Genomic DNA, 14,785 nt, shown 5'->3' with positions numbered 1-14,785 from the left:
TAATTTTTTCGATTACACAAAATAGTATGTCAATTCTTCAGCAGATTTTATTTGTCGCAGCCCTGGCGGCTGCGGCCTGGTTCCTGACCCGGCGGGTCGGAATGATCCGGCGCGCCATCGCACTCGGGCGGCCCGAAAACCGCACCGACCACCCCAACGAGCGGCTCAATATCATGTTACGCGTGGCGTTTGGGCAAAAAAAAATGATGACCAACCTCACCGTCGGGCTCATGCACTTCGTCATCTACGTGGGCTTCATCATCGTCAATATTGAGGTGCTGGAAATCATTCTCGACGGTATTTTCGGGACACACCGGCTGTTTGCGCCCTATCTCGGCGGAGTGTATTCATTTTTGATCGACACCTTCGAAGTCCTGGCCCTGGGCGTCTGGCTGGTCTGTGTCGGTTTTCTGGCGCGCCGATTTATGACAAAAGTGCCCCGGTTTCAGCCCGAACGGCACCGCGAAATGGGTCACTGGCCCCGCACGGATGCAGCTCTGATCCTGATTTTTGAAATTCTGCTGATGACCGCTTTTCTGTTCTGGAATGCCTCGGATAGCGTGCTGCGCGAGCGTGGCGTTGGTCACTACGCCGAATTGAAAGGCCAGATCGAGCCGTTTCTGAGCAGCCAGTTTTTGATGCCCTTGCTGACGGGCCTGAGCGATACGGTTTTGGTGGGGATCGAACGGGCCACCTGGTGGTTCCACATTCTGGGCATTCTGTTCTTTGCGGTTTACCTGACGTATTCCAAACACCTGCACATCATTCTGGCTTTCCCGAACACCTATTTCTCGAACCTGAAACCGAAGGGTGAGATCAAGAACATGCCGGTGATTACGAAAGAAGTTCAACTCGCGCTAGGCATTGCCCAGGCTGACCCGAACGAAGCACCGACCGAACCGGGGCGGTTTGGCGCGAAAGACATTCGCGACCTGAGCTGGAAAAACCTGATGGATGCCTACAGTTGCACCGAATGTGGTCGCTGTACGGCGGCTTGCCCGGCCAACATCACCGGTAAAAAGCTGTCTCCGCGCAAAATAATGATGGATACCCGCGACCGGATGGAAGATATTCAGCGCGGCTGGCAGCAGCACGGCCCGGATTTCGACGATGGTAAAACACTGCTCGGCGACTACATTACCGACGAAGAAATCAACGCCTGCACGACCTGCCAGGCCTGTGTACAGGAATGCCCGGTGAACATCAACCCGCTGGAAATCATACTGGAACTTCGCCGACACCGGATCATGGAAGACGCCCAGGCCCCGGCTTCCTGGAACGCGATGTTCAGCAATGTCGAGAATAATATGGCACCCTGGAAATTTTCGCCCACCGACCGGTTCAACTGGGCCGAGCAAGTCAACTCGTAAAAGCCAGTGCGGGTTATCTCGGTCGGTTTTTCCAAAACCGGTGCCGCTATCCGGAAAAACTGGCTACATTTACCGTTTAGGTTTAGTTGAAACTTGTTTTTCGGGAGATATGAACGCCTTCCGGGAGTTCCGCTCGTTGTATGCCAGTACTTTTGTTAAAGATCATTATTGCGTTGGCGGGATCGCTCGTCACGGCGGTTCTGCTGCGTTTCCGGAGCTTACCCGACCGGGTGGTAGTCGGTCAGCAAAAACCGGTGCTTATCTCGTTTTTCGTGGCTTTCCGGATTCTGCCGTTTCTGTTGGTCTATGTGGTCTTGAAGCAGGAACCGGCGTCGGATGTACCGGTTTTTTACGAAGCCGCCGTCAATGCCATGCAGGGAAAGGTGGTTTATCGCGACTTCTGGACACCTTACAGCCCGCTGTTTCCATATATGACGACGCTGCTAGTCTGGTTCTGGAATAGCGCGAAGGCCATCGTGCTCCTGATGGTGCTGATGGAAGGATTGACGCTCTGGCTGACCTGGACGGCCTATCGCTCCGAAACCCGCGATAGCTTTCTACGGCTCCTCACTTACCTCACCTTACCCGGTCCGATGGTACTCTGCGTACTGGGTGGTCAGGAAGATATCTGGATGTGGTTATTCGGCGTTATCTCCGTGCTGGTCTGGCAACGAACCCGCGACAGTTTCTGGATTGGCGTGGTGATGGCGCTGGCCCTAATTACCACCAAAGCCCTGGCGGTTCTGATTGTGGTTCCGATGCTGTTTCTAATCGATAAACCGCTTCGGTATATCCTGGGTCTGGCCCTGACGGGCCTACCAGCCTTGGGCATTCTGGTGGCGCTGGTCGGGTATAAATTTCTGACTCCGCTGGCCTTTGCCGATCTGCCCTTTGCACCCAATCTCTGGACGATCCTCAGCCCGCTCCTCGGTGATCTGAGGCCTTACGCGCGAATCCTGAGTTGGGTGGGCGTGGGACTCACAATCATAATTTCGTCGCTCGGAGCCATAATTCTGAAACAGCGCATGAGCTATGCGAAAGCCCTGCCAGTATTGTGGAGCCTTACGTTTTGTTTTATGATGTTTATTCATAAAAGCTCTTTCGGCAATTATGCGTTTATTTATTTGCTGCCCATGCTGATAAATGTCATTGATCTGAAGAATGTCCGGCAGGTGGCGGTGTTGATTCTGTTTAATGCGCTGGTCGTCGTGCATCCGACCTTTTGGTGGCGACTCGGTACGCCGGTTTATACCCACTGGAAATCACTAAACGCCCCTGCTTACTGGATTGAATACACGATGGAGCTGGCCACGATGGGTTGTTTGCTGTATTTCCTGGTGATAATTTACCGCATCATCAGTCACGGACAGTACCGGCAAGCCGATGTCCCCGTCGGTTACCTTTGACCACGAACGAAACCATGACCACAGAACCGAAATACCCTGTACCGACTATGGCCGAACTGGCCGCCAAAGGCGAAACTCCGGAGGTGCTTTTCTGGGTGGGTTGCGCCGGTTCATTCGACGACCGGTACAAAAAAGTAACGATTGCGTTTGTCAAAATCCTGAACCACGTTGGGATCAAATTTGCGGTTTTGGGAACCGAAGAAAGCTGCACCGGTGACCCCGCCCGACGCGCCGGGAACGAATTCCTGTTCCAGATGCAGGCGATGGCCAACATTCAGGCACTGGACGGCTACAGAATCAAGAAGATTGTGACGGCTTGTCCGCATTGCTTCAACACGCTGAAAAACGAATACCCCGAACTGGGCGGAAATTACGAAGTGATCCACCATTCGCAGTTCTTGCAGCAGCTCATCAACGAAGGCAAGGTAAAATTACAGGGGGGCGGTGAGTTTAAAGGGCGCCGGATTACCTACCACGACTCCTGCTACCTGGGCCGCGCCAACAAGATTTACGAAGCCCCGCGCGAGGTTTTACAGGCGCTGGACACGGATCTGGTCGAGATGAAGCGTTCGCGGAGCAAGGGGCTGTGCTGCGGAGCCGGGGGCGCTCAGTATTTCAAAGAACCCGAACCGGGCCGGAAAGACGTGAACGTCGAACGAACAGAAGAAGCGTTGTCGACCGGGGCCGATACCATCGCCGTGGCCTGCCCGTTCTGCATGACCATGATGACCGACGGCATCAAAAACAAGAACCGGGAAGATTCTGTCAAAGTCTACGACCTGGCGGAACTCGTTGCCCGAGCGCAGAGTTTGTAAAGTACCCACGGACTTTAGTCCGTGCGAGTTGATTCTACCAAACAGATGGGATAAACTCCCAAAACACGGACTAAAGTCCGTGGGTACGATTGTTATGTGGATTCCTTTCGATAAACTTCCCGATACGGCGCGCGTCTGGATTTACCAGGCCGCCCGCCCACTGACCGACGCTGAGGTGTCGGCGATTGAAACCGATTTGCAACCCGCGGTCGATGAATGGGCTGCGCACGGCACGCCTTTGCTCGGTTCGGCCCAGCTACGCAACAACCGGTTTCTGGTGGTGGCCGTCGATGAAGGCCATCACCTGCCGAGTGGTTGTTCGATTGATTCGTCGGTGCGCTGGGTCAAGCAGATTAGCCAGGCACTGAATGCGGATTTCTTCGACCGCTCGGCGGCTTTTGTAACGGCCGACGGCACCATCGAAACCGTGGCCTTGCCCCACATCAAAACCGCCGTAGCCGAAGGGCGCATCACGCCCGAAACGACGGTTTTCAATAACCTGGTGGCGACGAAAGCCGAATTGCAGAACAACTGGCAAATCAAGGCGGGCGACTCGTGGCTGAAGCGGTACTTTAAAACGACGACGGTGTAAGGCATGGCTGAGACGCTGATTCTTCCCAAAACCGCCGAACGCCGGGAGATTTATGCCAGTCTGCTCCCCCAGATTCAGGCGCTGACCGAAGGCGAGCCGGATTTGACGGCCAATCTGGCCAATATCTCGGCGGCTCTGAAAGAAGCCTTCGGTTTTTTCTGGGTCGGTTTTTACCTCAAAAAAGACAATCAACTCGTTCTGGGGCCGTTTCAGGGGCCAATTGCCTGTACCCGGATTCAGTTTGGCAAAGGCGTTTGCGGCAGTAGTTACAGCCGGAAAGAAACTATTCTGGTGCCAGATGTGGAAGAGTTTCCGGGCCATATTGCCTGTAGTTCGCTCTCTAAGTCAGAAATTGTGGTGCCGGTTTTTGACCGGAACGGTGAGGTGGCGATGGTGCTGGATGTGGACAGCGATCAGTTGAACGATTTCAGCGACGTTGATCAGCAGGAACTGGAGAAGTTGGCCGCGCTGATCACGACGCTTTTACCTGAATAATCTTCTCAAAGCGGTTTGATGGCTCGCAACACTTCCCGTTTTCGGGCCGGGCCGGGATGTTTTTCAACCGTAAAACCAGCCGCTTGCAGGTTACGCCGGACGTAGCCTTTCGAACAATAGGTCGTCAACAACCCACCGGGTTGCATCTTGTCGGCTACTTGTTCAAAAACCGCCTGTGTCCAGAGTTCGGGCTGGGCTTCCGGCGCGAAGGCATCGAAATACACCAGATGAAACCGCTCATCGGTTTGAAAATCCTGCAAACGGCCTTCGTATTTGAAAAGCTGGAAAAACCGGGTGATCGGAACGGTCTGATTCCAGGGCGCTTCGTGCAACGCGTTCAGGTGTTCGGTTTCCAGCAACGAATCAAAGTTGAGTTGCCGCGCTTCTTCCAACGGTAACGGGTAGGCTTCGACCGCCGTATAGCGAACGGCGTGATGTGTTTTTTCGGCTTCCCGAAGCGTCAGGAGCGCATTCAGACCGGTCCCAAAACCCATTTCAAAAACGCTGATTTCTCCGAATCGTTCAAAAGCGGCTTCCAGTCCCAGTTCGATAAATACCCGCTGCGACTCCTGTAAAGCGCCGAAAATAGAGTGGTAATGCTGGCCGAATTCCGAATTATAAACCGAACTAGAACCGTCGGCGGTCAGAACGATGCGTGATTCTGTTTTCTTTTCCGTATTCCTCATGTATCTTCGCAAGCTCAAAAATTTACTAGTATGCTTCAACGCATTCAAACCGTATTTCTGTTCCTGATTGCCGTTTCGATGGGCCTAGTGCTAGGTTTTCCAATTTGGGAAAAAACCGGTGCCGGTGCCACCGAAACAGTCCGCCTGACCGCCCTGCAACTGGTCTACACAAAAGGAATTAGCTCTACCATCACCCCGGTGTATTACCTGGCCATTCTGGCGATTGCCATCGCTGGCGTGTCGCTGTTTACGATATTTAAATACCGGAACCGTCTGTTACAAATGGGCCTATGCGCCATCAACGCCATCCTGCTCACGGTGATGATGGGAGTCGTGTTGTACCAGACCCTTTACAAAGGCAAGGATTACTTCAACCCGGACGATCAGGGGAACTTCGGCATCGGTTTTTACGCCATCGTTGCAGCGCTGATCTTCAACATGTTAGCCAATCGCTTCATCCGCCGGGACGAAAAACTCGTCCAGGAATCCAACCGGCTGCGCTAAAGCGAGTTAAAAATTAAAAGTTAAAAATTAAAAGTAGCTGCCGCGTGACTCCGGACCCATCAACACTATTTTTAACTTTTAACTTTTAATTTTTAATTCTTCAAACCAGTCCTTCTTTCAGCAGATCGTGCAGGTGGATGAAGCCTTTGATCTGGTTGTCGACGGCGACGATCAATTGCGTGATGCTGCGATCCTGCATGGTTTTGAGGGCCTGGGTGGCGTATTCGTCGGGGTGAATGCAGAGGGGCGATGGCGTCATGATGTCGGCGGCACAAAGCCCTTCGAGTTGCAGGGTGTTGAACCGGTTGAGCATCCGGCGCAGGTCGCCGTCGGTGATGATCCCAGCCAGTCGACCGTTTTCGTCGGCGACTGCCGTGGCTCCGAGCCGTTTGGACGTCATTTCCAGAATCACTTCATGGACGCTGGCGTCGAGTGAAACCGTCGGAATTTCGTGTTGTGGATAAATATCGCTAACTTTTAAATACAATTTCTTGCCCAGCGAGCCACCGGGATGAAACCGGGCGAAGTCCTGACTGGTAAATCCCCGGGCGGTAAGTAGGCTGACTGCCAGCGCATCGCCCAACGCGAGGGCCACGGTGGTACTGGTAGTCGGGACGAGGTTGAGCGGGTCGGCTTCGGTTTCGGCGTAGGCTTTCAGAACAAAGTCGGCCTGAAGGCAGAGGTACGAGCTGGTTTGCGAAGCCATGGCAATCAATTTGACGCCGGTTCGCTTCAGCAGCGGAACGAGCACTTTGATTTCGGGTGTGTTGCCGCTTTTGGAGATGCAGATCACCACATCGTTGGATTGAATCATGCCCAGGTCGCCGTGAATGGCATCGGCGGCATGCATAAACAGGGCAGGTGTGCCAGTCGAGTTGAGGGTTGCCACCATTTTTTGTCCGATTATGGCGCTTTTTCCAATGCCTGTAACGACAACCCGGCCCGAAGTTTGTAGGATCGTTTCAACGATTTGTTCAAATTGATCATCGATACAGTCAATGGCCTGACGGATGGCTTCCGACTCGGCCAGCAGCACATTCCGGGCCGTCGACTGAATATTTTTTTTTACTAATTTCAATGTTGCTTTTGTCAATCGGTTTTTGACTAATTTTATAAAGGCAAAGATACAACCAAAAAAAGTGTAGTAACCTTCCGCAATTTGTGATGACGACGACGCAGATAGACCCATCGGTGCAGCTTTCTCTGAAAGAGAGACTGAAAGAAATATTTGGGTATAGCCAGTTCCGGGGCGACCAGGAGGCTATTGTCCATAATATTCTGGCGGGAACCAATACCTTCGTGATTATGCCCACCGGTGCCGGGAAATCGTTGTGCTACCAACTTCCGGCGATTGTTTCGAATGGAACGGCCATTGTGATTTCGCCCCTGATTGCCCTGATGAAAAACCAGGTCGATCAGATGAATGCGTTCGGCATCAACGCCCAGTTTCTGAACTCGACACTGAGCAAAGCCGAGATGAACAAGGTCAAGAAAGACACGCTGAACGGTACGCTCAAGCTCCTGTACATTGCGCCCGAGTCGCTCACGAAGGAAGAGAACCTGGATTTTCTGAAAAAAGCCAACATTTCGTTCGTCGCCATCGACGAAGCGCACTGTATTTCGGAATGGGGACACGATTTCCGGCCGGAATACCGCAAAATTCGGGGCATTATCGACAACATCGGCAATCTGCCCGTGATTGCGCTGACGGCCACCGCCACCCCCAAAGTGCAGCAGGATATTCAAAAAAACCTGCAAATGGAAGATGCTCACATTTTTAAAACCTCGTTCAATCGAAAAAACCTTTACTACGAAATCCGGCCGAAAGCCGATGCCAAGAAGCAACTGATTCGGTACATCAAGAACAACAAAGGCAAGTCCGGGATTGTGTACTGCCTAAGCCGTAAGACGGTCGAGGAAATTTCGGAGTTGCTGAATGTGAATGACATCAAGGCGCTGCCCTATCACGCCGGGCTGGACCCGCAGACGAGGATGGGCAACCAGGATGCGTTTCTGAATGAAGATGTGGACGTGGTGGTGGCCACGATTGCGTTCGGGATGGGCATCGACAAACCGGATGTGCGGTTTGTGATTCACTACGACGCGCCGAAGTCACTGGAAGGCTACTACCAGGAAACCGGACGAGCAGGCCGCGACGGTCTGGAAGGCAACTGCCTGATGTTTTACAGCATCGACGACATCGTTAAACTGGAAAAATTCAACAAGGACAAATCCGTCACGGAACGCGACAACGCCAAGCACCTGCTCATGGAAATGGTCTCGTACGCGAACCTGGGCGTTTGCCGCCGTCGGCAATTGTTGAGTTATTTTGGTGAATACCAGGAGAAAGATTGCGGTTTCTGCGACAACTGCATGAAGCCGACCGATCGATTCAAGGCACAGGATGAGATTGTGCTGGCGCTGCAAACTGTGTTGCAAACCGACCAGCGTTTTGATACCGCCCACCTGGCCGACGTGCTGACGGCGACCGAAAACCAGTACATCACCAGTTACGAACACCACAATTTGCCGGTTTATGGTAAAGGAAAAGAATTCAACGAAAGCATTGAGTTCTGGTGTTCGCTGATCCGGCAGGTCACCATTTATGGCTACCTGGACAAGGATGTGGATAACTACGGCGTCCTGAAAGTGTCGCAGAAAGGCCTGAATTACATCGAAGATCCTTATCCCGTTACGCTCTCGAAAGATCACAACTACGAAATTGACGAGGAGAAAGCCGAGGATGAGGACAAGGAGACCAACATCTCGTCGGGCAATGCCTACGACGAAGCGCTGTTGGGTCTGCTGAAAGCCCTGCGGAAAAAAGTCGCCAAGGAGAAAAACCTGCCCCCCTACGTTATTTTCCAGGACCCGTCGATCGAAGAAATGGCCACGACCTACCCAACAACCCGGGAAGAAATGGCGCAGATCAACGGGGTCGGGATGGGTAAAGTGGCTAAATTCGGCAAACCGTTCATCGACCTGATTGCCAAGTATGTCGAAGAAAACGACATCGAAACGGCCAAGGATGTGGTGGTGAAGTCGATGGTCAATAAATCGAAGGTCAAAATTTTCATCATTCAGCAAATCGACCGGAAGGTAGATCTGGAAGAAATCGCGGAAGCGAAAGGGCTGTCGATGGAAGATTTGATCGAAGAAATCGAACATATCTGTTATTCGGGCACCCGCCTGAACCTCGATTATTACATCAACCAGATCATGGACAGCGACCGGCAAGCCGACATCTACGATTATTTCATGCAGGCCGAAACCGACAACATCGGCGTAGCCATGCGGGAGTTTGCCGGTGACGATTTCTCCGAAGAAGAATTGCGGTTGATGCGCATCAAGTTTTTATCTGAAGTAGCTAATTAAGTTAAGAGTTAAAAGTTAAGAGTTAAGAGTTAACGGACGCGGATAACTTTTTAATTCTTAACTCTTAATTCTTAACTCTTAACTCAAAGAATGAATATACTTATCCTTGGTTCGGGCGGTCGGGAACACGCATTTGCCTGGAAAATTGCCCAGAGTCCCCTCTGTCATTCTTTATTTGTTGCCCCCGGAAATGCCGGGACTTCGCTCGTAGCCACCAACCTGCCGATTTCGGTCAACGACCAGGAAGCGATTGCGCAGGCCATTCAGGAACACGCCATTGATTTGCTGGTCATTGGGCCGGAAGAACCGCTAGTGAAAGGACTGGTCGATACGCTTCGTGCCAAAAAGGAACTGGCGAATCTGCGGATTGTCGGCCCCGACCGGCGCGGGGCACAGTTGGAGGGCAGCAAGGATTTTTCGAAGCAATTCATGCAGCAGTACGGCATTCCGACGGCTTCATCGCGGACGTTCACGACCGAAACGCTGGAGGAAGGCCTTACGTACCTGGAAAGTCATTCGCTGCCGATTGTGTTGAAAGCGGACGGTCTGGCGGCCGGGAAGGGCGTCATCATCTCCGAAAACCTGGCGGAAGCCAAGGCGGTTTTGACCGACATGCTGGCGGGTGGGCGGTTTGGCGAAGCGGGCCATAAGGTGGTAGTGGAGCAGTTTCTGCGCGGCATCGAGCTATCGGTTTTTGTGCTGACCGACGGCGTGAACTATAAAATTCTGCCCGAAGCGAAAGATTACAAGCGGATCGGCGAAGGCGATACTGGGCCAAACACCGGTGGCATGGGGGCGGTTTCGCCCGTAAAGTTTGCCAATGCCCGGTTTTTGCAGAAGGTTGAAGAAAAGATTGTAAAACCGACGCTGGCCGGTTTGCAAAGCGAAGGCATTCGCTACCAGGGCTTTATTTTCCTGGGGCTGATCAACGTCAAAGACGAACCGTACGTAATCGAATACAACGCCCGCATGGGTGACCCCGAAACCGAGGTGGTGTTACCCCGGATTCAGACCGACTTTGCGGAACTGATGCTGGCGACGGCCACGGGTGAACTGGACAAAATTCAGTTGCAAGTCTCACCCCAGACGGCTGTGACAACCGTTGTCGTGTCGGGCGGTTATCCGGACGCGTATGAGAAAGGCAAAACCATCACCGAACTGGAAGGTCTCGAAGACGTAACGGCTTTCCACGCCGGAACAAAATCCGGCTCGAACGGCCCCGTGCTGACCGACGGCGGCCGGGTGCTGGCGCTGACGGCGGTGGCCAATTCACTCGAAAACGCCGTCATGAAGTCGCAGAAAGCCGCCAGGGCGGTGCAGTTTGAGGGCAAGTATTACCGGAAAGATATTGGGCTGGATTTGATCCGCTATCAGGATTAGCAGCGAAAACCGTAAAAAAACTTTAAAAACCGCCTTTTCAGGGCGGTTTTTTTATGCTCATACGATAAATGCAACGACGAGTAGCTGAAGTAAGGTAATTTCAGTAGGTCAAATTTCGGACTCTTATCAAGGTGAGCTGATCACCTAACCATTCTTTGCGGATTTCTCGGCGACGCACTTGATTGCGGGTAATTGACGCTCGACCGTGGCGTTTCGCCGGTTGGATGAGGTCACCGACGGCAGGTCAAGGCGCTTAGCGCACCTTTGGGGCGTAAACAGCAACTAATAAAACTGTCAAGCCATGAAATCCCGTTTGATTCTGCTGACCGGTTGGGCTCTTATATTGGCCCTGACTGGCTGTAAACACAATCCCGACGCTACCGTTGACCCGATTCAGGGTGGTCCCGTCACAGACGTTGGCCAGCCCCAGGGTCAGGCCAGTAGTAAAGCCATCGGACCGGAAGGCGGTAGTCTTGCTTCTGCCGACGGAAAAGTACAGGTAACATTCCCCGCCGGAGCACTCAGTCAGGCTACGATCATCACAATTCAGCCTGTTAGCAACCAGGCCCCCAACGGCCTGGGACTGGCTTACCGGTTTTTGCCCGATGGTTTACAGTTTGCCAAACCGGCCATTCTGACCATCACCTATCAGAATATAGTGCTATCGGCCAACGACCCTAATGGGCTGGCCGTGGCTTTTCAGGGAAGTGACAGACGCTGGTGGCGGGCAGGTGGTTCCAGCGTCGACACCGTGAAGCGACAAATTACCGTCCCCATGCCCCACTTCAGCGACTGGACTCCTTTTGAAGTCGCCCGGCTGGACTGGATTGATCTGGAAGGCGGTCCGTCTAAAGACGGCTATGTCGAACTAAATGCCTCGACGGATCTAGCCGTGTCGAACCCTTTTTCGATCGTACCCATACCCGAAACCGCTGACCAGCATAACGACAACAATGAATCGCTTAAAATAGACGAGGTTAAATGGTCGGTCCTGGGGGGAGATGCCAACGGGACGGTTCGTGCCAATGGGACTGAGCTTGGTCAGGAAATCGATTTTTATAAAGCAACCTATACAGCACCAGGCACGTATCCGCCCAACGACCCGGTGACGATTGTTGCGGAAGTCACCTTCAAAAACAAAAAGGGCAAATTGTATCTACTAAAACGCATCCTGATCGGTAAAGATTATTTTACCGGCACTTTCGGAGGAGTGCCGTTTACCTGGAGCAATCTCTCCTTCACCCGGATAAACAATATCATTCACATCGGTGGCTGGAACGACGTGCCCTCCCAATCGCTGAATATCCTGCTAAACGATGTAAACCCCAGCAAACCGCATGGCAAATATGCCTATGGTAAATTGGCCACCACCGGTGCCTGGGCCGAGTTTGCCGAAAGTTACGGGGGGTTTGGCGGCTGGTTATCGGCGAATGTCGGATGCGGAGATAAGGTACCCAAGGTTTCAAACGGCGATGTCACAATTCTTCAGGTCGAAGAGGTTAACGGTGTGGAATACATCCGGGGTCGGTTGACGGGCACATTCTATAACCTGGGCGGTTATTGCCCCACACCACTTCGCAGTAAACCCATTACAGGAACGTTTCGGATTCGGAGAGTCGATTAATCGTTTGCCACTGCCTTATTTCGTCCCGGAACCACAACGCGTCGTTCCGGGCTTTTCATCTATCTGCCAACCCCCAACGGCACTGACAGTCTGGCTATTAACCGACAAATCAGACCCAAAACCGCTCTTGTTCCTTTAGCAGCCTATAAGCAATATCCTTCCGGATCCGGGTAGACTTATCGGCCTGTAAGGCCAGCAAAAAATGACTATCACCTAGCCTCATTGGTTTAAATCGTTTTTTGTTTGTACATTCGTGCGTTTGTTTGTCCACCTAATCGTATCAATCCCATTTTTATGAAAGTTAAATCTTACCTCTTTGTTATCACTTTATTTGCCTTGTCTCTGGTTGGCTGTTCCAAATCCGACGATGAAGTTCCCGCTGAAACTACGGCTGAGTTGCTGGCCCGTAAATGGTCTTTCAACGAAATCAGTGTCAAAACCGACGCTAAAACGTATGTAATCCCACCCGGTGACGATGCCACTTTCTTCGAGAGCGACGACAATACAGTCACTTTCAATGCGGATAATACCTATTCTACTGTTGAAAATGGAAAGTCCGTAAAGGTCGGTACCTGGCAATTGTCGAATAAGACGCTCATGTTGACCGATGTTGATAAAATCACCACGACGATGACCGTGAACACCCTGACTGCTACGTCGATTGAACTGGCGACCAGCAGCGTAAGTATGACAAAGACCAATCCCACAGAGGAAGAACTGAGTATTGCTTTTGTAGCTGGCATGTTGCTCGGGACTCTTGATAAAGACAATGGCGGCACGATTGATTTTACGAAGGAACCCGAAGCGAAAACATTGCAAATACTCTTAAAAGGCAAAGCCCTGTAAACAATCGACAACAGGTTTGTCCCAACATGCCAGATCGCTAGTCTGGCATTTTTTGTTGGCAACGCACGAGCTGTCGGGCACCCGGTTTTAGAGTTTTGATTGCTTTTTGCTGCTGATTCATCGTATGTCCTTTTATTCATTCCGCGAACTATGCCTTTTTTTATTAATTTAGGGTACAATTTCAAGTGTGCCTTGTAAAAAAAGGGCGCGCTGACTAGTTATTTCGTTCATTCCCGAAGGCTGGCCTATACGAAATGTGGCCGGATTTTGGGTTCAACCAGAGCGGAGAGGAATGAAGAGAAAAAGACAGTAGTAGCCCGAGAAAAGCCTTTTGAACAAACTGGGCCGGGCACTGTCTATAAACTCTTAACTCATCACTCTTCACTCTTAACTATATAGAGGGTTATGGGATGCAAATCATGTACGACCGGCGGATGCGGCACCAAAAACGCAGCCGGAGCCGTGAAAGGGTGTAAAAACAACGGAGCCTGTGGCACCGGAGGCTGCAATAAAATGAACGTGTTCGACTGGCTAAGCAACATGGAGACCCCCTCCACTCGCCGGTACGACGCAGCCGTGGAAGTAAAGTTCAAGGGAGGGCGCAAGGAATATTACCGGAATCCGCACCAACTCGACCTGACCACCGGCGATTATGTGGTCTGCGAAATGCAAACCGGCTACCACATCGGCTGCGTGTCATTACAGGGCGAACTGGTCCGGTTGCAGATGTTGAAGAAAAACATTCCGTTCTCCGACGACCTGAAGGTGATTCACCGGGTTGCTTCGCAAAAAGACCTGGAGAAACACGAACAGGCCATTGCCCGCGACCTGACCACGATGTACCGCACCCGCGAAGTGGTTAAAGAACTGAAGCTCAACATGAAGCTGTCGGACGTTGAGTATCAGTCGGATAACACGAAGGCGACGTTTTATTACTCGTCCGACGAGCGGGTCGATTTCCGGGAGTTGATCAAGATTCTGGCGGCCGAGTTTAAAATCCGGGTCGAAATGCGGCAGATCAGCCTGCGGCAGGAAGCCGGGCGGCTCGGTGGGATTGGCTCCTGCGGCCGCGAACTCTGCTGCTCGACCTGGCTGACGGATTTCAAAAACATCACCACCTCGGCGGCCCGGTATCAGAACCTGTCACTAAATCCGAGCAAACTGTCGGGGCAATGCGGACGGCTCAAATGCTGCCTGAACTATGAACTGGAAACGTATGTGGATGCCTTGAAGGACATTCCCCAGATTGAAAAACCGCTCGAAACCCAGAAAGGCCGGGCCTCGCTCCAGAAAACCGACATTTTCCGGAAAATCATGTGGTTTGGGTATAGCACCGAGAGTACGTGGTACCCGCTGCCGGTCGAGCGCGTCCTGCAAATTCAGGAGTTGAACAAAAAAGGCATCATTCCCGAATCATTCGATTTGCTGGAACCGGTGGCCGAGAAGAAGGAAGGGGCCAAAGGCCTGACCTCGCTGAACAGCGACCTGGAAAAACTGGACAAGAAATTCAGCGATCGCAGCGACCGGAAAAAGAAACGCAAGAAGAAAAAACCGGCCTCGGGCGGGGGGCCAGCCGCTGGCCCAGCCGCGTCGAACGGACGTTCCGACAACGGAAAAGCTTCGTAATTTCACCCCTAAATCCCCTAAAGGGGACTTGGCACAGTCTATCCAGATGCGTCAAGTCCCCTTTAG

Annotated in this window: 13 protein-coding genes; 11 read left to right on the top strand and 2 right to left on the bottom strand. The window is 52.2% G+C overall.

The genetic code is table 11. From position 1 onward, the window contains the following. The first annotated feature begins 26 nt into the window (after positions 1-26). The 5 genes from ACO2Q8_RS11070 (at position 27) to ACO2Q8_RS11050 (ending at position 4,678) form a co-directional block, all read left to right on the top strand. Entirely contained in the window at positions 27-1,370 is a 1,344-nt protein-coding gene (locus ACO2Q8_RS11070; protein ID WP_423344869.1) for a 4Fe-4S dicluster domain-containing protein, read from the top strand. 140 nt (positions 1,371-1,510) lie between these two features. Next, positions 1,511-2,776 (top strand): hypothetical protein, encoded by a 1,266-nt coding sequence (locus ACO2Q8_RS11065; protein ID WP_423344868.1) that lies wholly within the window; start codon positions 1,511-1,513, stop codon positions 2,774-2,776. 14 nt (positions 2,777-2,790) lie between these two features. Continuing rightward, positions 2,791-3,591 (top strand): (Fe-S)-binding protein, encoded by an 801-nt coding sequence (locus ACO2Q8_RS11060; RefSeq protein ID WP_423344867.1) that lies wholly within the window; start codon positions 2,791-2,793, stop codon positions 3,589-3,591. Positions 3,592-3,670: 79 nt separating this feature from the next. Then, positions 3,671-4,183, top strand: a complete 513-nt coding sequence (locus ACO2Q8_RS11055; RefSeq protein WP_423344866.1) for a hypothetical protein — start codon at positions 3,671-3,673, stop codon at positions 4,181-4,183. Positions 4,184-4,186: 3 nt separating this feature from the next. Further along, on the top strand, positions 4,187-4,678 hold the full coding sequence (locus ACO2Q8_RS11050; protein WP_423344865.1) for a GAF domain-containing protein: 492 nt from the start codon (positions 4,187-4,189) through the stop codon (positions 4,676-4,678). A 5-nt stretch (positions 4,679-4,683) separates the two neighbouring features. On the opposite strand, the gene mnmD is transcribed toward ACO2Q8_RS11050, so the two are convergent. Then, positions 4,684-5,364: a tRNA (5-methylaminomethyl-2-thiouridine)(34)-methyltransferase MnmD gene (gene mnmD / locus ACO2Q8_RS11045; protein WP_423344864.1), complete on the bottom strand. Its 681-nt coding sequence runs from the start codon at positions 5,362-5,364 to the stop codon at positions 4,684-4,686. Between the two features lie 30 nt (positions 5,365-5,394). Here mnmD and ACO2Q8_RS11040 point away from each other — a divergent pair, with 30 nt between their 5' ends. Continuing rightward, a complete protein-coding gene (locus ACO2Q8_RS11040) occupies positions 5,395-5,868 on the top strand; it encodes a DUF4293 domain-containing protein (protein WP_423344863.1) in 474 nt (157 codons plus the stop codon). 100 nt (positions 5,869-5,968) lie between these two features. Here ACO2Q8_RS11040 and ACO2Q8_RS11035 read toward each other — a convergent pair whose 3' ends face one another. Then, a complete protein-coding gene (locus ACO2Q8_RS11035) occupies positions 5,969-6,946 on the bottom strand; it encodes a KpsF/GutQ family sugar-phosphate isomerase (RefSeq protein WP_423344862.1) in 978 nt (325 codons plus the stop codon). A gap of 86 nt (positions 6,947-7,032) precedes the next feature. Between ACO2Q8_RS11035 and recQ the strand changes: the two genes are divergently transcribed. From recQ to ACO2Q8_RS11010, 5 genes are all read left to right on the top strand, one after another. Beyond that, entirely contained in the window at positions 7,033-9,243 is a 2,211-nt protein-coding gene (recQ, locus tag ACO2Q8_RS11030) for a DNA helicase RecQ (RefSeq protein WP_423344861.1), read from the top strand. 90 nt (positions 9,244-9,333) lie between these two features. Beyond that, positions 9,334-10,623: a phosphoribosylamine--glycine ligase gene (gene purD, locus ACO2Q8_RS11025; RefSeq protein ID WP_423344860.1), complete on the top strand. Its 1,290-nt coding sequence runs from the start codon at positions 9,334-9,336 to the stop codon at positions 10,621-10,623. 301 nt (positions 10,624-10,924) lie between these two features. Beyond that, entirely contained in the window at positions 10,925-12,247 is a 1,323-nt protein-coding gene (locus ACO2Q8_RS11020; RefSeq protein WP_423344859.1) for a hypothetical protein, read from the top strand. Positions 12,248-12,541: 294 nt separating this feature from the next. Next, positions 12,542-13,093, top strand: a complete 552-nt coding sequence (locus tag ACO2Q8_RS11015; protein WP_423344858.1) for a lipocalin family protein — start codon at positions 12,542-12,544, stop codon at positions 13,091-13,093. Between the two features lie 405 nt (positions 13,094-13,498). Continuing rightward, positions 13,499-14,719, top strand: a complete 1,221-nt coding sequence (locus tag ACO2Q8_RS11010; RefSeq protein WP_423344857.1) for a PSP1 domain-containing protein — start codon at positions 13,499-13,501, stop codon at positions 14,717-14,719. Positions 14,720-14,785: the final 66 nt, after the last annotated feature.

It is taken from the genome of Larkinella sp. VNQ87 (genome assembly GCF_049445795.1).
Lineage (GTDB): Bacteria > Bacteroidota > Bacteroidia > Cytophagales > Spirosomataceae > Larkinella.
The sequence above is the reverse complement of the archived record's forward strand: the minus strand, read 5'-3'. Positions and strand labels throughout refer to the sequence as shown.